The sequence below is a fragment of the Halomonas sp. NyZ770 genome (genome assembly GCF_020616575.1).
GTDB lineage: Bacteria > Pseudomonadota > Gammaproteobacteria > Pseudomonadales > Halomonadaceae > Vreelandella > Vreelandella hamiltonii.
Window position 1 is genome coordinate 1029124 of sequence record NZ_CP085143.1, and the last position, 26200, is coordinate 1055323.

18 protein-coding genes are annotated in these 26200 nt (G+C 60.9%); 10 read left to right on the top strand and 8 right to left on the bottom strand.

What is annotated here, in order from left to right:
• Positions 1-154: 154 nt before the first annotated feature.
• Entirely contained in the window at positions 155-1075 is a 921-nt protein-coding gene (locus LG409_RS04910; protein WP_039175778.1) for a bile acid:sodium symporter family protein, read from the top strand.
• A 110-nt stretch (positions 1076-1185) separates the two neighbouring features.
• Here the strand turns inward: LG409_RS04910 and LG409_RS04915 are convergent, their stop codons facing one another.
• Complete coding sequence (locus tag LG409_RS04915; protein WP_128082404.1) at positions 1186-2955, bottom strand: hypothetical protein; 1770 nt, start codon at positions 2953-2955, stop codon at positions 1186-1188.
• A gap of 446 nt (positions 2956-3401) precedes the next feature.
• Between LG409_RS04915 and copM the strand changes: the two genes are divergently transcribed.
• Both copM and LG409_RS04925 read left to right on the top strand, forming a co-directional pair.
• Positions 3402-3824, top strand: a complete 423-nt coding sequence (copM, locus tag LG409_RS04920; RefSeq protein WP_016916437.1) for a CopM family metallochaperone — start codon at positions 3402-3404, stop codon at positions 3822-3824.
• Positions 3825-3912: 88 nt separating this feature from the next.
• Positions 3913-4647, top strand: a complete 735-nt coding sequence (locus LG409_RS04925; RefSeq protein WP_218314546.1) for a trimeric intracellular cation channel family protein — start codon at positions 3913-3915, stop codon at positions 4645-4647.
• 14 nt (positions 4648-4661) lie between these two features.
• Here the strand turns inward: LG409_RS04925 and LG409_RS04930 are convergent, their stop codons facing one another.
• Positions 4662-7619: a hypothetical protein gene (locus LG409_RS04930; protein ID WP_218314547.1), complete on the bottom strand. Its 2958-nt coding sequence runs from the start codon at positions 7617-7619 to the stop codon at positions 4662-4664.
• Between the two features lie 107 nt (positions 7620-7726).
• Here LG409_RS04930 and LG409_RS04935 point away from each other — a divergent pair, with 107 nt between their 5' ends.
• Entirely contained in the window at positions 7727-8434 is a 708-nt protein-coding gene (locus tag LG409_RS04935; RefSeq protein WP_039175785.1) for a DUF3581 family protein, read from the top strand.
• Positions 8435-8485: 51 nt separating this feature from the next.
• Here LG409_RS04935 and LG409_RS04940 read toward each other — a convergent pair whose 3' ends face one another.
• Positions 8486-10210 (bottom strand): potassium/proton antiporter, encoded by a 1725-nt coding sequence (locus LG409_RS04940; protein ID WP_039175787.1) that lies wholly within the window; start codon positions 10208-10210, stop codon positions 8486-8488.
• An 88-nt stretch (positions 10211-10298) separates the two neighbouring features.
• The gene (locus LG409_RS04945; protein ID WP_096921295.1) at positions 10299-10721 is read right to left on the bottom strand and encodes a hypothetical protein; all 423 of its coding nucleotides are present in this window, start codon (positions 10719-10721) and stop codon (positions 10299-10301) included.
• A 167-nt stretch (positions 10722-10888) separates the two neighbouring features.
• Here LG409_RS04945 and LG409_RS04950 point away from each other — a divergent pair, with 167 nt between their 5' ends.
• From LG409_RS04950 to LG409_RS04960, 3 genes are read left to right on the top strand one after another with little or no spacing between them, the layout of a single operon-like run.
• A complete protein-coding gene (locus tag LG409_RS04950) occupies positions 10889-11875 on the top strand; it encodes a TRAP transporter substrate-binding protein (protein WP_081192342.1) in 987 nt (328 codons plus the stop codon).
• Between the two features lie 20 nt (positions 11876-11895).
• On the top strand, positions 11896-12438 hold the full coding sequence (locus LG409_RS04955) for a TRAP transporter small permease (RefSeq protein ID WP_227407730.1): 543 nt from the start codon (positions 11896-11898) through the stop codon (positions 12436-12438).
• A complete protein-coding gene (locus tag LG409_RS04960; RefSeq protein ID WP_144979982.1) occupies positions 12435-13700 on the top strand; it encodes a TRAP transporter large permease in 1266 nt (421 codons plus the stop codon). Before LG409_RS04955 ends, LG409_RS04960 begins: the two co-directional genes overlap by 4 nt.
• A 75-nt stretch (positions 13701-13775) precedes the next feature.
• Here LG409_RS04960 and LG409_RS04965 read toward each other — a convergent pair whose 3' ends face one another.
• The 3 genes from LG409_RS04965 to LG409_RS04975 all read right to left on the bottom strand — a co-directional run bounded on the left by LG409_RS04965 (position 13776) and on the right by LG409_RS04975 (position 20486).
• Positions 13776-14654 carry a transglutaminase family protein gene (locus LG409_RS04965; RefSeq protein WP_227407731.1) on the bottom strand — a complete coding sequence of 293 codons (879 nt, stop codon included), beginning with the start codon at positions 14652-14654 and terminating at the stop codon, positions 13776-13778.
• Positions 14651-17059 carry a circularly permuted type 2 ATP-grasp protein gene (locus LG409_RS04970; protein WP_227407732.1) on the bottom strand — a complete coding sequence of 803 codons (2409 nt, stop codon included), beginning with the start codon at positions 17057-17059 and terminating at the stop codon, positions 14651-14653. The genes LG409_RS04965 and LG409_RS04970 overlap by 4 nt, the downstream gene beginning before the upstream one ends.
• 73 nt (positions 17060-17132) lie before the next feature.
• Positions 17133-20486 (bottom strand): transglutaminase family protein, encoded by a 3354-nt coding sequence (locus LG409_RS04975; RefSeq protein ID WP_227407733.1) that lies wholly within the window; start codon positions 20484-20486, stop codon positions 17133-17135.
• Positions 20487-20915: 429 nt separating this feature from the next.
• Here LG409_RS04975 and LG409_RS04980 point away from each other — a divergent pair, with 429 nt between their 5' ends.
• On the top strand, positions 20916-22400 hold the full coding sequence (locus tag LG409_RS04980) for a circularly permuted type 2 ATP-grasp protein (protein ID WP_227407734.1): 1485 nt from the start codon (positions 20916-20918) through the stop codon (positions 22398-22400).
• 4 nt (positions 22401-22404) lie between these two features.
• A complete protein-coding gene (locus LG409_RS04985; RefSeq protein WP_227407735.1) occupies positions 22405-23403 on the top strand; it encodes an alpha-E domain-containing protein in 999 nt (332 codons plus the stop codon).
• Here the strand turns inward: LG409_RS04985 and LG409_RS04990 are convergent, their stop codons facing one another.
• On the bottom strand, positions 23404-24465 hold the full coding sequence (locus tag LG409_RS04990) for a zinc-binding metallopeptidase family protein (protein WP_227407736.1): 1062 nt from the start codon (positions 24463-24465) through the stop codon (positions 23404-23406).
• Positions 24466-24703: 238 nt separating this feature from the next.
• Between LG409_RS04990 and LG409_RS04995 the strand changes: the two genes are divergently transcribed.
• Positions 24704-26200, top strand: coding sequence for a CoA-acylating methylmalonate-semialdehyde dehydrogenase (locus tag LG409_RS04995; RefSeq protein WP_227407737.1), 1497 nt, complete (start codon positions 24704-24706; stop codon positions 26198-26200).

Here is a 26200-nt window from a genome sequence, read left to right on the forward strand (position 1 = left end):
ACTAAAGCTTCAACCCTTGAGCATTATCTATTTGCATCGCTGGATTGGGAAGCACGTCCCTAGCTACCAAGCGAGCCATGGCGCGCTGGGCCGAAGGTGATCATGTTTTAGGTGCGGGGCTCAATCCACTTCAACCGGTAACGTCTAATCCACCATGGGTAGATTCATTTATTTTGTCGAGGCGCACCTTGTCTGGTTTGTAATCGTCGTCGCGGGGGGAGGCTTACTCTTTCCGGCCACCGGAATAATGCTTAAGTTCGCGATTGGGCCATTACTGGCATTACTGATGTTGATTATCAGCCTCACATTCGATGCGCATGCAGTGCGCATCGTGTTCCGAAAGCCGTCACGGCAGTTGTTGGCATTGGGGCTGGTCTATGGGCCTATGTCGATTGCCGGGTGGCTAACGGGCCGTCTATTTTTTGGAAGCGGCCCGCTGGCTGCTGGCCAAACCTTGCTCGGCACGCTGCCGACAGATGTGTCCTCTCCTCTTTTGGTACTGATGGCAAAAGGCAATGTGGCGCTTGCCGCTGTTTTCAACGCAGTCAACACCGCGTTATGTCCGTTTATTGTTCCCTTCCTGTTTTTATGGCTCACCGGCCTTCAGTTAGACGTGCCGCTTGGATCAATTATTCTTGAATTAACACTAATCGTGCTTCTTCCTACCGTGATTGGGGTCAGCTTGCGTACAAAGTTCTCGGCTTTCTTTGCACGGCATGATTCAGCGTATGCAGGGATAGGGTCGATTCTGTATCTGCTGATCCTACTCGCCGTGGTCGGGCCGAATGCCACCACGATCATTGGCTATGGCTGGTATGCGTTTGTGATTGCGGGCGCGGCCCTGTGCCTCAATTTGATTGGGTACCTGGTAGGTATGTCCTCACGGTTACTCACCTCTGATCGCAAAGAGGTGATTACCTATCTTTTCACGGTCAGTAAAAAGGAATTCAGCATCGCTGCAGCGTTTGTCGCTGTTTCCGGCTTGCCATCAGAGATCGCGATTCCAGCCGCTTTTTTTGCCGTGATTCAAATGATCACTTCGCCCATCGCAGCGAAGATCCTCGCCCGCCACTGAAGGGATGGCCGTATCGGCTCTTCGTCAGAAGAGCAACCTGCACACGGGGTGTACAGGTTGCTCTTAGCGACAAAACAGACACCGCTACTCATAAAGGTGGCAAATAGTACCTATGCTAAGTCACTGCGACCAATACTGACCTTGCTAAAAGCATTTAACACAGAGGCTTCGCAGGGTATCTGTTCCTTTTTGGATTTAGGGTGCTTGAACGTATCGGCGAATCCTGGGCAGTGACCAACTAGTTTTTGGACAACACCTTCTACGTGCCGCACGTTAGACAGCACTTGGCGTAACCACTGCTCGAAGCTGCCTTGGTGGCTCAGCGTGAAGACTAAACCTTTATAGGAAGGAGGCTTGGATGCCTCCTCGCTACCGCCAGCTCTGGGTTTTGGAGGGCGTCGTTGGATCTCCATGAGATAGAGCGTTTGATCTAACACATGCACCCGAACGACGAGCACCCCGCGAGGTACCTTGGTCTGAGTATCAATGTAAACCCAATTAGCGACTGACGTTTCCACCTCCTCGTCTATTTCGAAAGGTTCGAGGCTGATCAACCGAGGGTCGGGGGAAGTGCTAAAGCCGTCTTCAAAGGTAAACCAGCTAACGCCACGAATCGTTTCGGGATAGGCCGATTGCAAATAGAGAAGCGCATTCCACATATCACGTAGAAAGCCCTGTGATTCCAGTGTAATAGGAGCATGAATAGAGGCCTGTCCGACCCCTTTTCCTGATCCATGCGGCTCCCCAGTGGAGAAAATAGTTTCGTCACCCGGAACGGGGACGCCTCGTGTATCGGGCACATTTTTTCGAGTATATCGTTTATCCAAGACGGCGCGAGGCTTACCTAAAATAACGAATTCGTCCTCAGGAAGGTCTAGCCAAGAAGAGCCATGGTCGGGCTCTTCATCATCCGTCAGGTCAATGACATCGGGGATGTCTTGAAGCTGATGATAGGGAAATTGAGTGGGAGCATCATCGCCATCGGTGGCTGGTACTGTCGTTGACTTCTCTCTTTCGCGGTGGATCGTGGCACCATCGGGCTGCGTACAGCCTAATATCTGCAAGCCTAGGAATGTGTTGCCACCATCAATTGGAACGCCAGAAACAGAGATTTCCCCGCTGCCTTGAAACCATGGGGTGGCTTTTAAAAGCATCTCATCTGGCGTGGAGCTGGTTTCAAATTGTGAATATATATATTTTGCAGCGCGCTTGGCATACGGATCGTACAACATATGCGCGAGCAAAATGGCATCGTGTTTATGAACATGATAGGTAAATTTGACAGGCCACGTACCTGGGGATGCAGGCGCATCAAGCGGTCGATAAAGACGTTTTTTGACTTCTTCCCAAGGGTAAGTGGCGAGCACTCGCTTGATTTCAGAAGATCGGCCGTAAACGCGAATAAAAAATTCTGTGCAAGGGATGAGCAAGTGTTTGCCATCTGGAAGGTCAAATTCAATCAGGTATGTTTTGTGCTGATTTTTCTGGGGTAAGTAGTTCGAGTCATGAAAAGCGGTATAGAGGCTTCGTCCTGATTGTCGTAAATCATCTAAGGTGACAATTCGCCAGCCGCCTGGAGAAAAAGAAACGGAGAATTTTCTTTCCTCGTAGGCAATACGCGAGCTACTCACGCCCTTTTCCCATACTGACCCTATTCTCAATAGCCCAAGATGCGTTAAGACAGTCTCACGTCTCATCACGCCTCCTAAGTTATTTTCATGGTCGATGGTTCTTAAGAAGATATGGATTTTAGGGACGCTTCGTAAGCGATTGTTCTTAAATATAGGCCCGTACCACCAAACGACCAAGCGCTCTGCCTCGTTTTTTAGGGTGCCATCATGGAAGCTAAAGGTTCTGGATTGTTTAAGAGAAACGGTCACAAAGGCGCACTCTATGTAAACTCAACATAGAGATTGTCGCAGCAATTATTGTTTAGTCGCAACAATTGTTGGAAATGACACTGCTTGCGGCCTATCAGGACCGAGCGCCGGAGTTGGTGCGGCACGCGCAACGTCAGAAGCGACACCGCCGGCTGATATTCCCGTTCTATAGCCTGCAGCGGGGCTGGCAACGGCTGTTTGCTCAAGGCCGAAGTGTTTTCTATCCCCTCTGGAGAAGAGCGCCAGACGCCGAGGCACGAATACCAGACTTGTTCACCTCCTCAGGAGGACTATGCCGATGACACGCCGGAAAATGGGGAGACCCTAGACCTTAGGCCTCTTGACCTCTGTGCTGCCCCAAGGTTTTAGACTTTTAATCTATCGTGACGATAGCATCCTGCCTGACAGAGGCAGGCAAAGCCAATCAGCCATTGAGGAGCACACTGATGTCCAACGTTTGCCAAAGTGTCACCCAGAGCCTTCTACCCGCCATGCGCAGGCCGTACTGGGTAGGTGCCATGATGCTCGCAGGGGCGCTGATCGCGCCGCTCAGCCATGCGCATCATCACTCATCAGACAGCGACGCCCATGGGCAGGCCGCATCACCTTCAGAGAATCCGGCCGTCGCCGCTTTTCAGGCGGCCAATGACCGTATGCATGAAGATATGAACATGGCCTTCAGCGGAGATCCCGACGTGGACTTTGCCAAGGGCATGATTCCGCACCATGAAGGCGCCATTGCGATGGCCGAGATCGTGCTCGAATATGGCGATGACCCAGAGATTCGCCAGCTCGCCGAGGAGATTATCGCGGCTCAAGAGAGTGAAATTGCGTTTCTGCGCGAGTGGCTCGAGCGTCAGGAACATTAACGTCACCTTGCCCGCATAATCCGCTACGCACCGGCCGCAACAGTGATATTCTGCCCGCCTCTTCAGGGTCGCATCAAAGGAGCGCCGCGTGTCGGGGGTAATTTACGGGTTGGATTTGGCGGGTGTGATCGTGTTTGCCCTGTCGGGAGTCATTTTGGCCTGCCGTTCGCGGATGGACCCGTTTGGCATGCTGGTGCTGGCGGCGGTGACCGGGATTGGCGGCGGCACCTTGAGGGATCTGGTGCTGGGTGTCCGGCCGGTGTTCTGGGTCACCGACCCCACGTATCTGTGGGTCATCCTCGCCACGGTGGGCGTGTCGTTGGTGGGATTTCACTATATCCATCGTCTATCTCGGGGGTTTTTACCCATCGCCGATGCCTTCGGCCTGGCGCTGTTTACCGTGATCGGTACCCACAAGGCGTTGCTGCTGGGCACGTCGGGGGTGGTGGCGGTACTCATGGGCATGATGACCGGTGTGGCGGGAGGCATGATTCGTGACGTGTTGGCTCAGCGGGTGCCCATGGTGCTGCGCGAAGAGATCTATGCCACCGCCGCCATGGCGGGTGGAATCGTCTATGTGGTGCTCCAATCCTTGCAGGCACCGCTGACGCTTGCCATTGCGGCTGCCTTGAGTGCCACCCTGGGGCTGCGCTTGGCGGCGATTCACTGGCACCTGGCGCTGCCGGTGTTTGCCTGGGTGACCGTGCCGCCCAAACACGACGAAGCCGACGACACGACAGAGCCACACACCACCTCGCTCTCGACGCCCCAGAAGGCCAAGGAGCGGGTGCGCATGATTCGCCGCGAGCGTCGTCGTCGCTAAGCGCCTGCCGGTACTTATGGGCGTTGGGTGGCGCGCCATTGATCGAACCAGCGCCGAGGCTGAATGACGCGCAGGGTTGGCTCGCTCTCCACCAGCTCGACGCCGATACCCAGCGCCCCCAGGCGGGCATACAGCGCGCCATTGGCCTGCTGATTGTCCAGGGTGATGTCCGACAGTAGTAACAGGGGGCCACCTGTCAGCGCCAGGTTGGCCAGTCGGATCTGTTCGTCGTCGATGTTCAGTTCAGCGCTGCCCTCGATGGGTTGCACGTCGAGCAGCCGACCCAGCCAGTCGCGCTCTCGGGCGCGGGCTAAAAAAAGCCGCGCCAACAAGCCGGAGTCGCGCATCCCCAAGCGCAGCTGGCTGGTCAGCTGCAGCGGGTCGCCCCACACCAACCGTGCCTGCTGCAGGTCGAGCTGCACCCACCAGCCCGCATCCTGAGTCCCTTCCTCGCTTTGGCGGAACATGTTTTCCAGCCGCACATAGGAGTCGCTGGCGGTGAAGCGGCGAGCATCGAGATCGCCGTCGGTGAGCCTTAGCTGCATTGCGATATCCCCGCGTAGCCGCTGGTCCAGCAGGGCCAGCTCGGTCTCGAAGGCGCGCAGGGTAATCTCCCCTTGTGCCTGGAGCCCTTCCAGCAGCCATTCGCTGCTCAGGCTGGCGTGGCCGGAGAGCAGCTCCACCCCGGCATCGTCAGGAAGAAAACGGTTGTAGCGGGTCATGTCCGGCACTTCGGTGATGGGCAGCACGATGCGGGTCACGAAGTGCTCTGGGGCGGCGGCTTCCAGCACCTCACTGAAGCGGTCTGTCTGCGTGGTCAGCGCCAGGTGGCGGCCTTGAAGATGGGGGCGATCGTCGTCCTGATGGCTCAGGGCAAACTGGGGAATGCCGAGTGAAAGCCGGGCCTGTTCGGGGCTGTCCAGCTGCGCGGTCAGCTCTCCACGCCCTGTGGCGAGATAGTCCAGAAAGGTCACGGCCAGCTCATTGGCGTTGACCCTCAGGCGTGTGGGGGCCTGGAGCTGGTCGTCCTGAAATGCCCCCTGCAAGAAGAGCTGGCCTTCGCCCGAGAGGCTGATGCCATGAGCATCTGGTAAAAAAGCGTTGAGAAAACTGAGCCGTTGAACGCTGCCGTCGACGCTGAACTGCCCGCTGGGCACGCCTGCCCGGCGCTGAAACTGCCCGTCGCGAAGCACGATGATGCTCTCCAGCGGCTCCTCCAGGGCGTGCTCGTCGGCCACCTGCCAGCGCAGCCGTGAGCCGCTGATATCCAGCGCCGTGCCGTCCAGCGCGGCCTGGCGTATCGTCAGCTGCAACTGCGCGTTGCTGACTAGGGTGCCGCGCTGATCGCCCCGCTGCCAGCCGGTGGTCAGCTGATTGCCCGCCAGGTGCAGCTCACCCTGCATGGCCTGTGTGTCGAACTCCAGTTGTCCCCGGCTGGTGGCGCTGCCGCGCTGTAGTGTCAACGGGGCGGGAGAGGGCAGCAGGCCTGCCAGGTAGGGTTGCAGTACGCCCAGATCGGGGAGCGTGGCTTCTGCCCAGCTCAGCCGTGCCGTGGCCTGCTGCCTGGCCTGTTCGGGGTCGAGGGGGCTGGTGGCGTCCAGGGTCAGCTGCGCGTTGGCCATCAGTTGGCGCGTCTGGTGATACAGCTCGGCATCACGCAGTGCCAGCGTGGCGTGCAGCTGCTCATCTTCGTTCAATTGCGCGTTCAAGGTGCCTCGGCCCTGGGTGGTGAAGTCCAACAGCGCTGCACCCAGCGCTGGGGCCTCGATGGCCAGCTCGGCCTGGTAGGGGCGTGCGTCGCGCAGGGCAAGCTGGGCATCGATACTCCCCTCGCCAGTGAGCCTGATGCCCTGGCCTTCCAGCGCGGTGGCCAGGTAGCGGTCCAGCATGTCCAGCCTAGTGACCTGGCCAGAGAGGGCCAGCGTGGCATGGGTAGGGAGCGCCAGCTGGTCCAGGCGCTGGTTGGGAAGCTCGGTGGCCAGGGTCAGTTGGGTATCGGTGGCATAGGGGCGGGTGTCGGAAGGTGTGGCTTCTGCCAGCGTCACCTGTGCCAGACGGGTGGAAAAGCGCAGTTGCTGCTCTTCCACCGCAAGACGTACCTGGCCTTCGCCGGTGGCGGTGTGGCGTGGGGGCGAGGCATCTGCGAGCAGCCAGCGGCGTGCTTCATCGCGGCGCGCCAGGCGCTGCTCATCCAGCGCAAGCTCCAGGACGGGCGCGGTCAGTACCAGCTCGCTGTCGGGCTGTAGTTCGCCTGCCACCAGCGCAAGGTCACCCTGCAGCTCACCGCGGCCCGCCAGGCTGAGCCACGGCAACGCTTCCAGATAGGGCATGAACACGTCCCAGGCATCGGCCTGGGCGGTCAGCGACAGCCGCGCATCCAGGGCGCTCAAGAGCGCTTCTTCGAGGGCCTCCCCCCGTAACGCCTGGGTAGCGGTCTCGGCCAGCGACGCCGTACTGCGCAGGTCGATCTGCTGGATCAAGGTGGTCTGATCACTGAGCCGCACCAGGCTGCCCTGGGTAATGTCCAGCGAGACATGCGGCAAGGCCAGCCGATCCTGACTAAGCTGGGTATCCATGACCTGCAGCTGGCCTTCGGCCTCCAGCGCCAGATCGCCAACCGTCAGGCGGCGAATGCCGTCGGCATTCAGGGCGTGAAGGTAGAGTTCGCCACGCAGCAGGGCCAGTAGCGAGAGCGACAAGGTGGCCCGTTCGGCTTCTACCGAGAGGGGCAGGGCGGCATCGTCCCGGGCCAAGTAGAGGTTTTCGACTTCCCAGCGGCCGGGGTGCAGGCTCTGGGCACTCGACCAGCGCACCTCTACGCCGTCGATGGTGGAGATCTGGCGCGGCAACCACTGGCTATTGAGCAGCCAGTAGCTGCCCGCCAGCCACACTAGAGCAACCAGGATCACGGCCACCAAGGCATAGATCAAGGGGGGACAGCGGCGCGGCGTGGGGGGCGTCTCGTTGGTCATACAAGCATCCTGGCAGATGACTCCTGTTGGCGCGTGTTTTATGGCATTATGCGCGACGTAGGGCAGTTATGGGTTTTCGATTTCAACGCTAGGCAGGCAGCAAAGCCATGTTCAAGGATTTTTACGCGCAGCGCGGAGAGTACGTGGTGATCTCCGCCGAGCAGGCCAGTCGCTTCGCCAAGGGCGTGGCCGGCGATTACAACCCGATTCACAACCCGGACGCACGGCGTTTCTGTGTGCCCGGCGACTTGTTGTTCACGCTGGTACTGGTGAAGTTCGGGCTGTCGCGACAAATGGAATTTCGCTTCACCAATATGGTAGGCGCTGATACACCGCTCAAGTTTAGCGAAGCCGACAACGGCGATATCCATGTCTGCGACGAGAGCGGAAAGTGCTATTTGCAGGTGGTACGCCGAGGGGAAGTCACCCGTGACGAAGCGGCCGTGGAAGCCTTCGCGCGTTGCTACGTGGCCTTCTCGGGCAAGAATTTCCCGCACTATCTGAAGCCCTTGATGGAGCAGCACGGGGTGATGTTCAACCCCAAGCGCCCGCTGGTGATCTACGACAGCATGGGCTTCTGTCTGGACCGGCTGGATGCGCTGTCACCGGATCTCGCCTTGACCCAGTCGTCTCTCGAAGTCCAGGGCAAGCGTGCCGATGCGCTGCTGGAGTTCTCCATTCAGTCCTCTGGCCAGCCCGTGGGCGTGGGTTCCAAGAAGCTGGTGGTCAGCGGCCTGTGCAACTACGACGACAGCGAGATGGCGGCCATCGTGGCTGAGTTCTATCGTCTCAAGGCCGCTTACGAAGCCGCCTGAAGCGCGACGTCAAAGCCCCCATGGCGGTGTGACGCCATGGGAGCGCTGCTCTCAAGTTTCCGGTGGTTGCGTGGCCAGCTGTAGCGCCACGGTGGTAACGCGCTCCCCCAGAATCCCTTCGACACTCAGCGTCATGCCGTCCAGATGCAGCGTGTCGCCGACTGCCAGCGGCATGTCGAGTTGGCTGCGCAACAGCGTGTCCAGCGTCGTCTCTTCAGGCTCGTTCAAGATGAAACCGTAGGAGTGGCGCAGGTCGCCCAGCGTCGTGCTGCCCTTCAGTCGTAAAGGCTGGCCGGAAAAGTCGCTGCTGACCTTGTCCGGCGCGTCGGAAAAGACGCAGTCCACGAAAGGGCGCGTTTCCGGGCGCAGTACCACGAACAAGTGGTCGCCGGGGTGAAGCTCGGTGGAGCCGCGCGGCGGAATGACCTCCTTGCCACGGGTGATCATCGCCACCACGGTGGTGTCGGGCAGGGCCATCTGCGAAAGCCGCCGTCCTGCGGCGCGTGGCTGCTCGCTCAAGGTGTATTCGACGATGTCGGCATCCACCTCTTCCAGGGCGGTGATCTCCAGACTGGCGGCGGGTACAGCCGGTGGCTTCTCGGTCAGCCGCAGTTTGCGCGCGACAATCGGCAGGGTGGTGCCCTGAATCGAAGCCGAAATCAGCACCACGAAGAACACCACGTTGAAGATCAGTTCGGCCCCCTCGAGCCCGAACATCAGCGGGAAAATCGCCAGGATGATCGGCACCGAGCCGCGCAAGCCAACCCAGGACACCAGGCTGATCTCACGGGCGTTGAAGCCAAACAGTCTCAGAATCGGCGCCACGGCCAATGGGCGAGCCACCAGAATCAGCACGGCGGCAATCACCAGGCCTTCGAACCATACCTCCAGCAGAGAGAGCGGGTTGATCAGCAAACCCAGTACCACGAACATGACGATCTGGCTGAGCCAGGCGAGCCCGTCGTGGAACAGAAACGTACCGCGCTGGAAGGCAATGCGTCGGTTGCCGATGAAGACCCCAGTCAGGAAGATGGCCAGAAAACCGCTGCCACCCAGGTTGGCAGAGACGCCAAACGACAGGAAACCACAGGCAGCGACCAGCACCGGGTAGAGCCCTGACGCTGCCAGGTGGATACGGTTGATCAGTTTCACCGATAGCCAGCCGACGCCCAGGCCCACCAGCGCGCCGACCCCCATCTGCACCACGAACAGCTGCAGCAGCCCGATGCCAGGCTGCATGCCGTTGACCAGCACCTCGAGCAGGCCCACGGTCAGAAAGATCGCCATCGGGTCGTTGGAGGCGCTTTCGATCTCCAGCGTCGACTTCAAGCGCTTGTTGATGTGAATGCCCGCATTACGCAGCAGGGAAAAGACCGCTGCGGCATCCGTGGAACCCACGATGGCACCCAGCAGCATCCCTTCCAGTAACGGCAGGTCAAGAATGTAGGCCGCTGCCGCGCCGGTCAGCATGGCCGTGACCAGTACGCCCACGGTGGCCAGCAGCGACGCAGGCTTCCAGACGGCCTTGATCGACGACGTAGGGGTTTGCAAACCGCCATCGAACAAAATGATGGCCAGCGCCAGCGTGCCTAGCGTATGGGCACCCAGCGGGTTGTCGAAGGCAATGCCGCCAATGCCGCTTTCTCCCGCCAGCATGCCAATGACCAGAAACAGCACCAGTACCGGCAGGCCGATACGGGCAGAGAGCTTGCTTGATAAAATACCCACCAGCAGCAGGATGGCCGCCAGCAGAATGAGCTTGTCCACAGGAAACATGCGTTGTCCTTACAAGGGTCCCAACATGATCGGCAGGCGATGAGTGGAGCGCCTGCAGAGCTGAATATTGCAAAAAGGGAGTGACTGCCTAGGCAGCTTGCAGGGCAGGTGGGGCTCGGCCAGGGGGTAAGCTGTAACGTTGTGCTTGGCAAGCGGGCGTCAGGCCTGCGCTTGCCGTGTTGGAAAGTGACAGGTAGCCGGCCGCCAGAGGAAGTGCCTGAATGGCAAGTGGGTCATCGCCTTGGCCCAGTATGGCGAGCAGCGTCGCGTCATCGGACGCGAGCGCATGCAACTGGTGGCGAATACGCGGCAGCTCGGGCAGATACGCATAGTTGCGCTGCTCACCGTGGCCGACCCACTGGTGCTCGGTCGAGGCGACACCGCCGGTGACGTGGGGAGGCGCCAGGCCTGATGCGCCCAGACACAGCACGAACAGGCAGCACAGTCCCATCAGCCGAGTCAGGCGGCTGGTGGAAAACGGTGGCGTGCGGTGTACGGAGTGGGTCGGCATGGCATTGTCCTGATAAGAGCGCCTATCATCCTGTCTTTTGCGCCGGAGCGTCAAGCGGGATACCAAAAGCACGGGTGTTATCAACGAAGTAGCTGGGGTATTCTCAAGGCGCTAACGAAAATAACGCAAGACGCTGGTCTTGCCGCTGGGATCCCGAGAGGCTTTGCATGAAACGACTCAAAACGCTGACACTGGCCTGTGCGGCGGCTGCTTTGGCCGTCACTTCCCTGAGCGCCCAGGCGCGGGACTTTCGCTTGGGGCTGATCACGCCCGCCCAGCACCTCTGGTCGACGGAAGCCGAAGCCTTTGCGCAAACCGTGCACGAACGCTCGAACGGCGAGCACAGCATAAGCGTTTTTCCTGCCCAGCAGCTAGGCAATGAAGCGCAAATGGTGCAGCAGTTGCAGACCGGTGCCCTGGACATGGCATTTTTGACTATCGCCGAAATCTCCAACCGGATACCGGATTTTGGTGCACTGTATGCGCCCTATCTGGTGGATGACGTCAACCATGCCGCGCGCCTGCTGCGCTCCGAGGCGGCCGCCGAGCTGCTCGAGCTGATGCCGGAAGGCGTGGGCCTGGTAGGGCTGGGGTATGGCATGGTCGGTATGCGTCAAGTACTCAGCCGCAGCCCCATCGAGAGCGCCGCTGATTTTCGCGGCCAGCGCCTGCGCATCACGCCCTTCGAGCCAATCCGTGATTTCTACACGGCCACCGGCGCCGCGCCTGCGCCCATGCCGCTGCTGGAAGTCTACGATGCCCTGGCCAACGGTCAGGTCGATGCCATCGACATGGATTTCGATTCCATCCTGATCCTGAAATTTCATGAGCAGGCGCAAAACCTGCTGATCTCCAACCATATGATGTTCCCCATGGTCGGCGTGGTATCGGGGCGTGTGTGGCGTGAGCTGTCGGAACAGGATCGCGAGCTGTTCGAAACCGCCATGGCCGAGCATCTCGACAATGTGCTGAGCGGCTTCGAAGCCATGGACGCCGCCCAGGAAGAGGAAATTCGCGCCCTGGATATCAACATCGTGGAAGCGGATGCCGAGTTCTTTGCCGATGCCATCGCCCAGTGGGAGGGTATCTGGGCGCCCAAGGCTCCGATGCTGGAAACCCTGCGGGCGGAAGCTGACCGCTTGCGCGACGAGTAGCGCTGAACCAGAGGCTTTCGATGATCATGCTGCAGCGCCTCTCCCTCAGGCTTGCCCGTTACGAAGAGATGACCGCCGCTGCCTTGGCAGCGGCGGTCACGTGTCTCATCCTCGCCAACATTGCCTTTCGGGCGCTGGGCAATCCGCTTTACTGGGTCAGTGAACTGGCTATCTACGCCATGATCTGGATGACGTTCCTGATTGCCGGGGCGGTCTTGAAGCGCCGCCAGGGCATTGCCGTGACGCTGCTCAGCGATCTGTTGCCCTCCACGGGGCAGCGTGCCATTACCTTGGCGGTGGACGCCATGGTGCTGCTGTTTGCGCTGCTGTTGGCGTGGCTCTGCTGGCGCTGGTATCAACCCTGGGCGTTGGCCCAGGCCGGGTTCGATGTGCGTGCCTTCCAGGGCCAGACCTTCAATTTCATCTACGCCGAAAACACCTCCACGCTGGGCATCAAGAAATTCTGGGCGTGGCTGATCGTGCCCTGGTTTGCGCTGTCGCTCAGCCTGCACGGCGTGGCCAACCTGCTGCAATCCGTTCAGGGGCTGAGGGAACGCACATGACCGTTGTGGTATTTCTGATTCTGCTGCTGGGGGCGGTGCCGATTGCGCTGGTGCTGGCGCTCACGGCCATGTGGTATATCCAGGCATCCGGCAATGCGGTGCTGTTCGATTCGTACCCTCAGCAGCTGTTCAGCGCCATCGAGAGTTATGGACTGCTGGCCATTCCGCTGTTCATGCTGGCGGGCGAGCTGATGAACGAAGGCGGCCTGACCAAACGGCTGATCGCCCTGGCGCGGCTGCTGGTGGGCGGGTTTCGCGGTGGGCTGGCGTATATCAACCTGGTGGCCAACATGATGATGGCGGCGATCATTGGTTCTGCGGCGTCGCAAATCGCCATCATGTCGCGGGCCATGGTGCCCGCCATGGAGCAGGAGGGGTATGACAAGCCCTACAGCGCCGCGATTACCGCCGCCGGTGGTTTGTTATCGCCGATCATTCCGCCCTCGATGCTGTTCGTGCTGTTTGGCGTCATGGCGCAGGTGCCGATTGCCGAAATGTTCATTGCCGGACTGCTGCCCGGGCTGCTGTTAGGGGCCAGCTTTTTCGTGGTCATTGCGCTGGTGGGGCTGGTCCAGCAGTACCCCAAGGGAGAGTGGCCCAGTCGCCAGCAAGCGCTTCACGACGCGCTCTGGGGGCTGCCCGCGCTGCTGATTCCGGTGATCATCATTGGCGGCATTCTGCTGGGCATTGCGACGCCCACGGAGTCGGCTGCCCTGGCATCGCTGGCGGCCCTGCTGATGGGGCGCTGGGTGTATGGCGACCTGCGTCTGGGGCAGCTCCCGCAGGTGTTGGCACGTACGGCCATGAATGCAGGGCTGGTGATCATGCTGATTGCCGCCGCCGGGGTGTTTGGCTGGGTGGTGGTGTATGAGCGCTTGCCGCAGATGGCCGCCGCGTGGATTGCTGCGCTGACCAGTGATCCTTTCGTGTTCCTGCTGCTGGTGATTGCGGCGCTGCTGCTGGTGGGCATGATCCTCGATGGCATTGCTGCACTGATCCTGGTGGTGCCCATTCTGATGCCCATTGCGCAGAGTCAGTTTGCGATCAGCCCTTACCAGTTTGGCGTGGTGGTGTGCCTGACGCTGGTGATGGGGCTACTGACCCCGCCAGTGGGAGCGGGGCTGTTCATCGCCTCCTCCATGACCGGCGCGCCGCCGCTGAAAATTTTCCGCGCCTTGCTGCCTTTCCTGCTGGCCACGCTGTTCACACTGGTGCTGCTGGCCTGGCTGCCGTGGCTGACCAACGGACTGATTCAACGCTGAGCGGTTCTATCCCCTTGTCAGCAGGCCTTGACGATGTGCCCTGGTGAACGGATGCCAGGGCCCAGCGCAGGCCGGTCAGGCCGCGCTATGGTCGGTGAGCGGCATGACATCCACTTCCACTTCGAGTTGGTGCTCCCCACCGCCGTTCATGACGCCTTTGAGCGGGGCCACATCGGCGTAGTCGCGACCCCAGGCCAGCACCGGATGCTGTTCACCGGCCAGGGTGCCGTTGGTGGGGTCCAGGGCTAGCCAGCCCCAGTCGGGTATCCACACGGCCAGCCAGGCGTGGGAGGCATCGGCGCCAATCAGGCGGGGCTGGCCGGGGGGAGGCTGAGTTTCCAGATAGCCGCTGACATAGCGGGCAGGCAGGCCCACCGAGCGCAGCGCGCCAATGGCCAGGTGGGCAAAGTCCTGGCAGACGCCCCGTCGGTTGGCCAGTACGTCACTCAAGGGGGTGGCCAGGGTGGTGAAGCTGGGGTCGTATTCGAAGGTATCGTAGATGGTCTGGTTGAGGGCCATGGCGGCTTCCACCAGCGGGCGGCCGGGCGTGAAACAGCTGCGGGCAAAGTCGGCCAGCTCATCGTTGCGGCGAATGAATGGCGAATCCAGCCGATACAGCTGCATGTCGAAGCGGCTGTCCTGGCGCAGTTGCGCTGCCACGCTTTCCCAACTGGGCGAACTGGCAGGCAGCGGCTCCAGAGGTTGAGTGTTCAAAGGCGTGACGACCGTCACGTCCAGCGTCTGGTGCACCTCTTCCATGGCGAAGTAAAGTACCCGATTGCCAAACACGTCCCGCCGCTCTGCCTGTACGTGAGGCATAGGGCTGATGGCCAGCTCGGAGGCCCCGCACTGCTGGTGCTGCGTCTTGCGAGGCAGCACGCGCGCCTCGCTGTGGCACAGGGTCACGGGCGCGCTGTAGTGGTAGCGCGTGGTGTGCCGCAGGGTGTAATTCATTCGTCGGGCTCCATGCTGACAAGTTGGCGCGGTCGCTCTACATGGCTGAAATGACTGTGGCTGATGGCGTCCGAAAGGGCACTGAGCGGCGCAATCAGCTCATCCAGCAGCTGTTCCAACGCGGCCTGGGCATCGGGCGTGTCGGCCAGATGGCTCAGACGGTCGATGTCGGCCAGGTGCAGGGCGGCATTGGCCTGGATCAGCAGCCGCCGCTCGGCGTTGCGGTAGGGTGACGAGCTGCCGGGTAGGCGGTCCATCTGCCGTTCCAGACGCTTGAGCATGTAGCCCACCGAGCGAGGGTTGGTCTCGTCGAACAGCAGCAGGTCGAGAATGGCCTCGGGGTGCAGCTCGCTCCGGTAACGGCGACGATAGGCGGTGAAGTTGTCCGTGGTGGCCAGCACGACCTCCCAGAGTGCCAGCCCCGGCGAATGGGGCGCGTTCAGGGTCAGCTTGAGCAGCGATAGCAGCCCCAGCACGCGGTCCAGAAAGCGCCCAATGTCCATGAACCGCCAGCCGTAGTGATGGGGCATGGTTTCGTTGCATAGCCCAAAGAAAGCGGCAATTTGCGCCGATAACCCTTCACAGGCGCGCCGCGCGGCGCTGGCGCCCAGGCTGGGGCTGAACGTATCCACCCGCTGGCGTAGCTGATGCACCACCCGCCAGGAGTCGTCGCCCAGGTGGTCGCGTACGCTCCGAGCGTTGCGCAGCAAATGAGCAAACAGGGGCTTGAGGGCCTGGGGGTCTCGCTCGTCGAACTGGGCCAGCAGCGCCGTGCGTTTTTGGGCAAAACCCACCAGCGGGGGTTTGGCGCCTTCGCCGTCGGCGTTCAAGGCGGTGATTTCCAGCGCCAGCAGCAGTTCGTTCAGTAACTGGTCGGCAATTTCGTCCTGGTCGTACTCCATCAGGCGCATCAAGGCTTCACGCAGCAAGCGGGCACGGGCATCCAGCCGCTCGCCGTAGCGACCCAGCCAGAACAGGCTTTCCGCCACTCGGCTGGGCAGGTCGGTGCCATCACGGGTAGCCACCACGGGGCCGCGTGCCTGACGCAGTTGGCTGACGTGGGGCTGGGGCGTATTGGCGGTCACCCAGACGTCCTTGACGATGGGACTGCTGAGCGACGGCGAGCCGGGGGGGCCCACCCAGGCAAGCCCACCCGGCATGACGTGATAGTCGCTGGGCTGTTGGCTTTGGGTCGCCACGCTGCCCGGGGCTCTGGAAACGAAACAGCGCAGGTTCAGGGTGGTGGGCGACAGCCGCTGCATGTGCGGGTCGAACATGGGGGCCGTGGCGGGCTGTGTCCGGGCATCGGCGCTGGGCAACAACAGCGCCTCCCCCAGCAGGTGCTGGCACAGTGCTGGCAGGTAGTCGGCCAGTTCCGGCAGCTCCAGAGCGCCTACGCCCAGCGCATTCGACATCGCCACGCCGCTGGCGCGGGCGGCTTGCAAAAGCCCTGGTACGCCCAGGTGCGAATCACCGCGCAGTTCCAACGGGTCGCAGTAGGCATCGTCGCAGTGGCGCAGCACCACGTCCACCGGTTGCAGGCCGCCCAGGGTACGTAACCAGAGCTGGCTGTCGCGCACGACCATGTCCTGGCCTTCTGCCAGGTCGATGTTCAGGTAGTTGGCCAGGTAGGCATGCTCGAAATAGCGCGGGCTGCCCGGCCCTGGGGTCAACAGCACCACGGTCGGGTTGTCGCGGTGCTGGTAGGCCAGTGCGGTCAGCGTGCGGTGGTATTTGTCCAGGAAACCCGCCAGACGCTTCAGCGGCGCGTTGCGGTACATTTCAGGCAGCGCGCGGGCCATGAGGATGCGGTTTTCCAGCGTGAAGCCGGTGCCGGAAGGAGCCTGCAAGCGGTCGCCTATGACGCGCCACTGCCCCTCTGAATCCTGGATGACATCGATGCCGTGAAAGCTGATCGCAGGGCGGTCGCTGGGCTGAGAGCCATGGCAGGGCAGCAGGAAGTGGGGCGAGGCCAGCAGCGCCTGGGTGGGCAGCAGGCCCGCATCGAATAGCGTGCGAGGCCCGTACAGGTCGTCATACAGCGCATTGAACAGCCGCGTGCGTTGGGTCAGGCCGATTTCCAGCGCTTGCCACTGCGCCTGGTCGATGACCCAGGGAAGCGGGTCCAGCCGCCAGGCGCGCCCTTGGGTGTCATCGTGCATATTGAAGATGACACCGTTCTCGGCCAGCAGCCGCTGAAGCTCTTCATGCTGCTGATAGCGACCCTCGGCGCCCAGACTTTCCAGAGCGCTGAGCAGGCTCTGCCAGCCTGGGCGCAGTTGGCCATGACGGTCGAGCATCGCATCAAACGTGCCGGGCTGTCCCTTGCCTAGCTGATTCAAGTAGTCCTCGATGAGCCCGGCAGCGCCGAGCTCAAGCAGTGAGGGAGAGACAGGGGCGGTCATGATCCTGAGAGTCCTGAGCGAGTAAGGGACGGATTATCCTGCAGCTAGCACCGATAGGAAAGCATTACACTCCTCATCGGCGCGGGCTCCAGCGTAGGTCAAGGGTACACGGCAGTTCCTGGCTGGGTGTTTCTGGCATGGGCGCCTGGTAGCCATGACCGTGGCCGCTGTCGCTGAAGCGGCCCAGGCGTCTGGCTTCGGCTTCGAAGGCATTGACCGGGAACGTCTCGAAGCTGCGCCCCGTGGGATGCACGACATGGTAGGTGCAGCCCGCCACCGAACGCTGGTTCCAGGTGTCGATCACATCGAATACCAGCGGGGCATGCACGGGAATCTGGGGGTGCAGGGCCGATGGCGGTTGCCAGGCGCGGTAGCGCACACCTGCGACGGCTTCGCCGTTGCGCCCGGTGGGAGTGAGCGGCACCTGGCGGCCATTGCAGGTCACCACGTAGCGGTCGCCGCTCATGCCGTTGACCTTCACTTCCAGGCGTTCCACCGAGGAGTCCACATAGCGGGCGGCGCCCCCTGCCGTGGCCTCTTCGCCCAGCACGTGCCAGGGCTCGATGGCCTGGCGCAGCTCGATGGAGAGCATGGGAGTATGCAAGCGGCCATGCACCGGGAAACGGAACTCCCGGAACGGCGCAAACCACTCCAGCTCGAAATCGAACCCATGGTGGCGCAGGTCGTGCAGCACATCGTTCAGGTCTTCCCACAGGTAGTGCGGCAGCATCCAGCGGTCCTGCAAGGCACTGCCCCAGCGTACCGGGCGCGCACGGTAGGGCGTCTTCCAGCAGCGCGCCACCAGAGCGCGGATGAGCAGCGTCTGCATCAGGCCCATGCGGGCGTGGGGGGGCATTTCAAAGCCGCGCAGCTCCAGTAGCCCTAAACGGCCGCTGTCGCTGTCCGGTGAGTAGAGCTTGTCGATACAGAACTCGGCGCGGTGGGTGTTGCCGGTCAGGTCGGTGAGCAGGTGACGCAGCAGTCGGTCCACCAGCCAGGGCTGAACGACCTGGCCTTCGGGCATCTGTTGCAGGGCGATTTCCAGCTCGTAGAGCGCCTCGTGGCGGGCTTCATCCACTCGCGGGGCCTGGCTGGTCGGGCCAATGAACAGCCCGGAAAACAGATACGACAGGCTCGGGTGGTGCTGCCAGTAGGTCACCAGGCTGGCCAGCAGGTCCGGCCGACGCAGAAAAGGTGAATCCTCCGGTGTCATGCCGCCCAGCGTGACATGGTTGCCGCCGCCGGTGCCGGTATGGCGGCCATCGACCATGAATTTTTCGGTGCCCAGCCGCGCCTGGCGGGCTTCGTCGTAGAGCCGTTCGGTCTGGGCGACCAGCGCTGGCCAGCTGTCGGTCGGCATGATGTTGACCTCGATGACACCAGGGTCCGGGGTGATCTGGAAGCTGGACAAGCGCGGGTCACGGGGCGGCGCGTAGCCTTCGATCATGACCGGGCAAGCCAGCGCCTGGGCGGTTTCCTCGATGCTGCTCAACAGGTCGAGGTAGTGCTCCAGGTGAGTCAGCGGCGGCAGGAAGATATGCAGGCGGCCCTCGCGAGGCTCGACGCACAGGCTGGTATGGATCACCTTGTGTTCGCGGTCGTTGGCGGCGCTTGGCTGCTGCTGAACGGCTTCGCCTTCCGGGTGGCTATGGCTGGGATGCAGGCTCTGGCCATGGCGCTCGGCGCTGGTGAAGCGATGCTGTTCGGCATTGCGGCGCGCCACTTCCCCGTGAATGTCGCCCAGCGCAGGTCGCGGTGCAAACAGCGACTGGGGCTGCGGCTGGTCTTCCGGGTCGGCCCAGGGCAGTGCCGACAGCGGCAGACGCAGGCCCATGGGTGAGTCGCCCGGCACCAGGAAGAGATGGTCGCGCTTGAGCGGCCAGCGGCCGCTCTCCCAGCGATGAGACTGGGCAATCGAGTGGCGCAGCGGGAGCGCATAGCCCACCACGGCGCCCAGGTCCTGCTCCAGCAGGCGTGCCAGGCGACGGCGTTCGGCATCGTTTTTCAGGTCGGCGTTACGCGGGTCGACGCTGACCGGCAGGGTCTGCTCTTTCCAGAGGTAGTAGTAGGCATCTTCGTAGGCGGGAATCCAGTGGCGCTGCGCCACGCCCAGACGCTCGCCCAAGGCATGAATGAAGCGCTCTACCATGGCGTCGTCCACCTTGGCGAGGGGCGCGCCTTCGGTGCTGGCCAGCCACTTGGGGTCGCGCCACAGGGGCACACCATCCTTGCGCCAGTAACAGGCCAGCGCCCAGCGGGGCAGCGGCTCGCCGGGGTACCACTTGCCCTGTTGCTGCTGAATGACGCTGCCTGCCGCGTAGGCTTCCTGCAGTCGGGTCAGCAGCGCCTCGGCGCGCTCACGCTTGTGCTCGCCCAGCGCTTCGGTGTTCCACTGGGGGCTCTCCATGTCGTCGATGGAAACGAAGGTCGGCTCGCCCCCCATGGTCAGGCGAACATCCTGCTGCTGGAGGACCTCATCCACCTGGTCGCCCAGCGCCAGAATGGCCTGCCATTGCTGATCGCTGTAGGGGCGGGTGACGCGCGGGTCTTCGTGGATGCGCTCGACGCGCATCTCGACATCGAATTCCACTTCGCACTTGTCGGAGAAACCGGTAATGGCCGCGGCGCTGCCAGTGGTGGGGGTGGCGGCCAGCGGAATATGACCTTCACCAGCGAACAGGCCGGAGGTGGGGTCCAGGCCCACCCAGCCTGCGCCCGGCAGAAATACTTCGGTCCAGGCATGCAGGTCGGTAAAGTCCACCTCGGTACCGCTGGGGCCATCCAGCGCTTTGACATCCGGAGCCAGTTGAATCAGGTAGCCGGACACGAAGCGGGCGGCCAGCCCCAAATGGCGCAGGATCTGTACCAGTAACCAGGCGCTGTCGCGGCAGGAACCACTGGCCAGAGTTAGGGTTTCTTCACAGCTTTGTACGCCGGGCTCCATACGCACCAGATAGCTGATGTCCTGTTGCAGACGCTGGTTGAGCGCCACCAGAAAATCGACGCTGGTGGTGGGCTCTCGAGGTACTTCCTTAAGCCATGCTTTTAGGCGCGGCCCTGCTTCGGTGACTTCCAGATAGGGGCCTAGCTCCTTGAGAAGCTCATCGGAATAATGGAACGGAATTTTTTGCGCGGCATCGTCGAGAAAAAAGTCGAAAGGGTTGATGACCGTCATGGGGGCCACCAGCTCGACGGCAATGGTGAGTTCCTTGCGTGGCTCTGGAAACACGATACGCGCATTAAAGTTGCCAAAGGGGTCTTGCTGCCAATTCAGAAAGTGGTCATCCCCTGAAATATTCAGCGAGTAGGCATCGATATGCGTGCGGCAGTGGGGGGCAGGGCGCAGGCGGACGACATGGGGTGACAGTTTGACGGGGCGGTCAAATCGATAGGTTGTGCGGTGATGCAAGGCAACGCGAATGGTCATGAGCCACCCTCAAATAAAAGCGTAGATTCTCGCAGCTACGGATGAACTGCGACGCAACAAGACATTTACCCAAGAGTATCGTTGGAGTTGAACTTTTTTGCAGCTGCAATATGCACAGGGGCGTTTAAGAAGTGTGGAAAATTGTGATCGCACCGCTTTTAATTAAATTTTGCACCAAATTGGTGCTTTTTTTCGAGAGTTTTTTGGTCAAGGCACAAGTTTGGTTCAGTGAGGGGGTGGGAAGGTATCGCGGCATTACAAAGAGGCCGCGTTTTATCAAACGTAGATGCCATAGCGTTGAAATATCGGGAAAGGTGGTACGAGTATTGCGTGGTTATATAGCTCAATAAATACGTCGATTGCACGCGGCAGGCCTACACTATTATTCAAGGAAGTTGCCGCTTCCACCCCAGCGCCAGGAGAGCGCCCATGAGCCAAGTCAATTGGAACAACTATGCGTGCCGTGATTTTTACGATGAGTTGCTAGAAGCGCCGGGCAAACCCAGAGCTTCTGCCGATGAGCTTTGTAATATGCTGGCTCGGTTTAGCGCCGAAGAGTTAGCGGAAAGAAAAACCGCTGCGGAAATCGCCATTCGTACCATGGGGATTACGTTTACCGTGTATTCCGAAGGGGCAATGATCGACCGCGCCTGGCCATTCGATATTGTGCCCCGGATCATACCGGCCCATGAGTGGCGCAAGACGGAAGCCGGTTTAAAACAGCGCGTCCAAGCACTCAATCTCTTTATCGACGATCTTTATCACGATCAGAAAGTGGTCAAGGACAAAGTGCTGCCTGCGGAAGTGCTTGCTCAGTCGGCTAATTTTCGCCCGCAGTGTGTGGGCATTAACCCGCCTCATGGTATCTGGGCGCATATTTGTGGCTCTGATTTGGTACGCGGCGGCGATGGCACACTCTACGTGCTGGAGGATAATCTGCGGATTCCTTCCGGGGTCTCCTACATGCTGGAAAACCGCAACGTCACCAAACGGGTGCTACCTGAGCTGTTTGCGTCGGGCAAAATCCTGCCAGTAGACGACTACGTGGCGCAGCTGTATGACATGCTGGCGGCCATGTCTCCCCGTCCCGGCGATGACCCTCAGGTCGTGGTATTGACCCCTGGTATTTACAACTCGGCCTATTTCGAACACGCCTATCTTGCCCAGCAGATGGGGGTCGAGCTGGTGCAGGGTAGCGACATGCTGGTGGACGACGATGACGTGGTCTACATGCGAACGGTGGAGGGGCTGCGGCGAGTGGATGTCATTTATCGTCGTGTGGATGACGAGTTTCTGGACCCTGAAGCCTTCAATCCGCATTCGATGCTGGGCGTGCCTGGGCTGATGCGCGCCTGGCGGGCGGGCAAGGTGGCGCTGGCCAATGCGCCAGGGGCAGGCGTGGCAGACGACAAGGTGGTATACGCCTTTGTGCCAGAGCTGATCCGCTACTATCTGGACCAGGAACCGCTGTTGCCCAACGTGCCCAGCTACCTGTGCATGTTCGATGAAGACCGCAAGTACGTACTGGATCACCTCGATGAGCTGGTGGTGAAGCCTGCCAATGAGTCCGGCGGGTATGGCATGCTGATCGGGCCTCGCTCCACCAAGGAAACCCGTGACGAGTTCGCCCGCCTGATCAAGGAGAACCCGCGCAACTACATGGCCCAGCCTACGCTGGCGCTCTCCACCACGCCCACCCTGGCCAACGGCTTGCCGCAACCGCGCCATGTGGACCTGCGCCCGTTCATTCTTTCCGGCCCTGAAACCCATGTGACCACGGGAGGCTTGACCCGCGTGGCGCTGGTGGAAGGCTCGCTGGTGGTCAACTCTTCTCAAGGGGGCGGCAGCAAGGATACCTGGATCGTCGAGGTCGATGAGCACGCGGCTGATGCCGCCGAGCAGGAAGGAGTCTAGCGCCATGCTGTCACGCGTAGCTGAAAACCTGTACTGGATGGCGCGCTACATCGAGCGGGCCGAAGACACCGCGCGGCTGTTGAGCGTCAATAGTCACCTGATGCTCGACCTGCCGCACCACCTGCCGCTGGGCTGGGCGCCGCTGATCGAAATGACCGGCACCCTTGAGGCGTTCAACGAGCGCCATTCCAGCTTTGACGAGCGTAGCGTGGTGCATTTTTTATGTGCCGATGCGCAAAATGGCAGCTCGATTCTCTCGGCGTTGGCCAGCGCTCGGGAAAACCTGCGCACTACTCGGGACGTGGTGCCCAGGGAAATCTGGGAGGAGGTCAATCAGCTCTATCTGAGCGTGGCCGACCACGCGGAAAACGGCGTCAGCCCGCGCCGTCGAGACTCCTTCTTGAAGAACGTGATTCGTGGCTGCCAGACGCTGACTGGTCTGATCGAAGGCACGTTGAGTCATGGCTCGGCACGTACCTTCATCCAGTTGGGAAGGCATCTGGAACGGGCCGACATGACCACGCGTATCGTGGACGTGCGCTCGGCAAGCCTGTTGCCCCAGAACCCTGAAGAGCTGCTGCCGTTCGAGAACCTGCAGTGGATGAGCGTGCTCAAGTCCCTGACGGCTTATCAGATGTATCGTCAGGAAGTGCGGCTGAGAGTGCGGGGCCCCGATGTGCTGCGCTTCCTGCTACAAGACCCGAACCTGCCGCGCTCGATTGCCTGTAGCCTGGAAACGCTGGGCCAGGAGCTGCAGCTGCTGCCTCGGCAGGATCGGGTGGCCGCTACGGTGTCGCTGGTACGGGCCGATGTGGTCGACGCCGATATCCAGGCGCTGGCTCACTCGCCCAGCAAGCTGCATGCGTTCGTCGACGAGCTGCAGATCGGCTTTGCCGCGATCCATGACACGCTCAGGGCCACGTATTTCGTGAACAGCGACAACGTGCCCAGGGTGTCCCAGCGTCAAAGCCAGGGCCACCTGGGTGATCATGACAACGATTGATCACGCGGAGCGAGCGTCGGCGCTGGTGTTGTGGATCAGTTCGTGAAGGTACGCCAGCTTGTCGCGTACCGGGGGTGGCAGCACCCCCGGTGCCAGGTCCAGTAGCCCCATGTCGCGGTTGAGTTCATTGACGGCCATGCCTACCTGATGAAACGCCCGTAACATGCTGTCCAGCGTGCCGTCATATTCGGCTCGTGAAATTCCCATGTGCAGAGCGGTATCCAGCACGGCCACCATGTCCAGATAAAACGCGAAGGTTTCGGCAAAGTCCTCCCACGGGTGCATGGAGGCATAGGCAGAGATGAACCGGGTCGGCCAGTCGGCCGGCGCGCCTTGCTGGTAGTAGGTTTCCAGCGCATCACCATAGGTGGGGTCGTTATGGTCGCCAAACACTCGGCAGCTGGCGGCCTCGTCCTGATCCTTGACCAACAAGTCCCAGTAGTAATGCCCTACCTCATGGCGAAAATGGCCGATCAGGGTGCGGTGGGACTCGTTCATGTCCACCCGCAGTCGCTCACGCTCGACGTCGTCGGCTTCCTTGACGTTGATGGTGATATGGCCGTTGGCATGGCCGGTATAGACCTTCTCCTGATTCGCGGTGGAGCGCCAGAGCCCTTTGTCGGGGAGGGCGTCGGCCATGAACGAGAAGCTCAAGGGGACGCGAATATCATCGCCCTGGGTCCCGTGTGGGAGCTTGAGAATCTCCAGGGTGTGGAACAGACGACGCTTGGCAGCTTCCAGTGCGGCCCAGCGCTCGCGGTGACCCGCTACATTCAGGTCGGGAATCACATCGTTGTAGCGACAGCAGTCGCACAGCGTGTCGGCTTCGCCTTCGGCCATGATCACCATGCGGTTGCATACGTTCTCTACCGCGTAATTGTGGCACTTCATCAAGTGGGTGCCGCAGCCTTCGTGAGTGCAGCGGTATCCGCCGCCTTCCAGAGGGGCCAGGGCAACGATATTGCTGCAGGCCGGGCACCAGCCGACTTCCGACTCACAGGCCACGCAGTGGGTATTTTCGAAGAACAGCGGGTTGCCGCATTGGCAGCTGAACGTTTGCATGGATGCCTCCTTGTGGAAAGCCACGTTATGCATCGTCGATAGTCAGGTCAGAAATAGTCATGTCAGGAAGGTGCTTTGTCAGCATAGCGAGGCTGCTTCCCGTAGGGAAAGGCTATTTCTCCATGGCCGTGAATTTAGCGTTATCGAGTGGCTAATTGACGTTTACGTCAACTTGCTGATATACCCTAGTGGCTCCTTATTCAAACCCATAACAAACACAACCACGAGGAACGTCTGTATGTCCGTTCGCCAGATTCCCATGTATATCGATGGTCAGCCGGTCGAGTCGCAAAGCCAGGAGTGGCGGGACGTCGTCAATCCGGCGACTCAGCAGGTCGTAGCCCGCGTGCCGTTCTGTACCCCTGAAGAGGTAGAGCGTGCCATTGCCAGTGCCAAAACCGCGTTCAAGGAGTGGCGCAAGGTGCCACTGGGCAAACGCATGCGCATCATGCTGAAGCTTCAGGCCCTGATTCGTGAGCACACCGCAGAGCTCGCCGCGCTGATCACCGAAGAGCATGGCAAGACGCTACCTGACGCGGAAGGTGAGGTTGGCCGCGGCCTGGAAGTGGTCGAGTACGCCTGTTCGATCACGTCTCTGCAACTGGGTGAGCTGGCCGAAAATGCGGCCAATGAGGTCGATGTGTACACCATGCATCAGCCGCTGGGCGTGGGCGCCGGGATCACTGCGTTCAACTTCCCCATCATGCTGCCCTGCTTCATGTTCCCGTTGGCCATTGCCACGGGCAATACGTTCGTTCTGAAGCCTTCCGAGCAGGACCCCAGCTCGACCATGCGGCTGGTGGAACTGGCCCATGAGGCGGGTATTCCGGCGGGCGTGCTCAACGTGGTGCATGGCGGGCCCGAGGTCGCCAACCAGATTGCCGACCACCAGGACATCAAGGCGCTGTCGTTCATTGGCTCTACCCATGTGGGGTCGCTGCTGTATGGCCGTGCGGCGGCTGCCGGTAAGCGCATGCAGTCCATGATGGGGGCCAAGAACCACTGCGTGGTGATGCCGGATGCCAACCGTAGTCAGGCCATCGACAGCCTTCTGGGGTCGGCTTTCGGGGCGGCAGGACAGCGCTGCATGGCCAATTCGGTGGTGGTGCTGGTAGGCAAGGCACAGGAGTGGCTGAGCGATATCGAAGCGGGCGCCCGCAGCATGAAGGTGGGCCCCGGTACTCAGCGGGATGCCGATTTGGGGCCGCTGGTGTCTCCTCAGGCCAAGGAGCGTGTCGAGCGCTTGATCACCGCCGGTGAAAAAGAGGGGGCAACGCTGCTGGTGGATGGCCGAGGCTATACGGTAGAAGGATACCCGGAGGGCAACTTTGTGGGGCCGACGCTGTTTGCCAACGTCACGCCGGAGATGACCATCTACCGTGAAGAAATATTTGGCCCGGTGCTATGCGTGGTGGGGGTCGAGACGCTGGACGACGCCATCGACTTCATCAACGCCAATCCGAACGGCAATGGCACGTCGATTTTTACCAACTCGGGCTGGGTGGCACGCCGATTCGAAACCGATATCGACGTTGGTCAGATCGGTATCAACGTGCCGATCCCGGTGCCGGTAGCTTATTTCAGCTTCACCGGCTCTCGGGCTTCCAAACTGGGGGATTTGGGCCCCAATGGTAAGCAGGCCATCGCGTTCTGGACACAAACCAAGACGGTGACTGCACGCTGGTTCGAGCCCGAGAACGTCTCCAGCGGGATCAATAGCACGATCGCTCTGTAG

Coding starts and splice junctions, on each gene's coding strand:
- LG409_RS04910 (WP_039175778.1), top strand. CDS start 155: ATGGGTAGATTCATTTATTTTGTCGAGGCGCACCTTGTCTGGTTTGTA.
- copM (WP_016916437.1), top strand. CDS start 3,402: ATGTCCAACGTTTGCCAAAGTGTCACCCAGAGCCTTCTACCCGCCATG.
- LG409_RS04930 (WP_218314547.1), bottom strand. CDS start 7,619: ATGACCAACGAGACGCCCCCCACGCCGCGCCGCTGTCCCCCCTTGATC.
- LG409_RS04935 (WP_039175785.1), top strand. CDS start 7,727: ATGTTCAAGGATTTTTACGCGCAGCGCGGAGAGTACGTGGTGATCTCC.
- LG409_RS04940 (WP_039175787.1), bottom strand. CDS start 10,210: ATGTTTCCTGTGGACAAGCTCATTCTGCTGGCGGCCATCCTGCTGCTG.
- LG409_RS04945 (WP_096921295.1), bottom strand. CDS start 10,721: ATGCCGACCCACTCCGTACACCGCACGCCACCGTTTTCCACCAGCCGC.
- LG409_RS04950 (WP_081192342.1), top strand. CDS start 10,889: ATGAAACGACTCAAAACGCTGACACTGGCCTGTGCGGCGGCTGCTTTG.
- LG409_RS04955 (WP_227407730.1), top strand. CDS start 11,896: ATGATCATGCTGCAGCGCCTCTCCCTCAGGCTTGCCCGTTACGAAGAG.
- LG409_RS04960 (WP_144979982.1), top strand. CDS start 12,435: ATGACCGTTGTGGTATTTCTGATTCTGCTGCTGGGGGCGGTGCCGATT.
- LG409_RS04965 (WP_227407731.1), bottom strand. CDS start 14,654: ATGAATTACACCCTGCGGCACACCACGCGCTACCACTACAGCGCGCCC.
- LG409_RS04970 (WP_227407732.1), bottom strand. CDS start 17,059: ATGACCGCCCCTGTCTCTCCCTCACTGCTTGAGCTCGGCGCTGCCGGG.
- LG409_RS04975 (WP_227407733.1), bottom strand. CDS start 20,486: ATGACCATTCGCGTTGCCTTGCATCACCGCACAACCTATCGATTTGAC.
- LG409_RS04980 (WP_227407734.1), top strand. CDS start 20,916: ATGAGCCAAGTCAATTGGAACAACTATGCGTGCCGTGATTTTTACGAT.
- LG409_RS04985 (WP_227407735.1), top strand. CDS start 22,405: ATGCTGTCACGCGTAGCTGAAAACCTGTACTGGATGGCGCGCTACATC.
- LG409_RS04990 (WP_227407736.1), bottom strand. CDS start 24,465: ATGCAAACGTTCAGCTGCCAATGCGGCAACCCGCTGTTCTTCGAAAAT.
- LG409_RS04995 (WP_227407737.1), top strand. CDS start 24,704: ATGTCCGTTCGCCAGATTCCCATGTATATCGATGGTCAGCCGGTCGAG.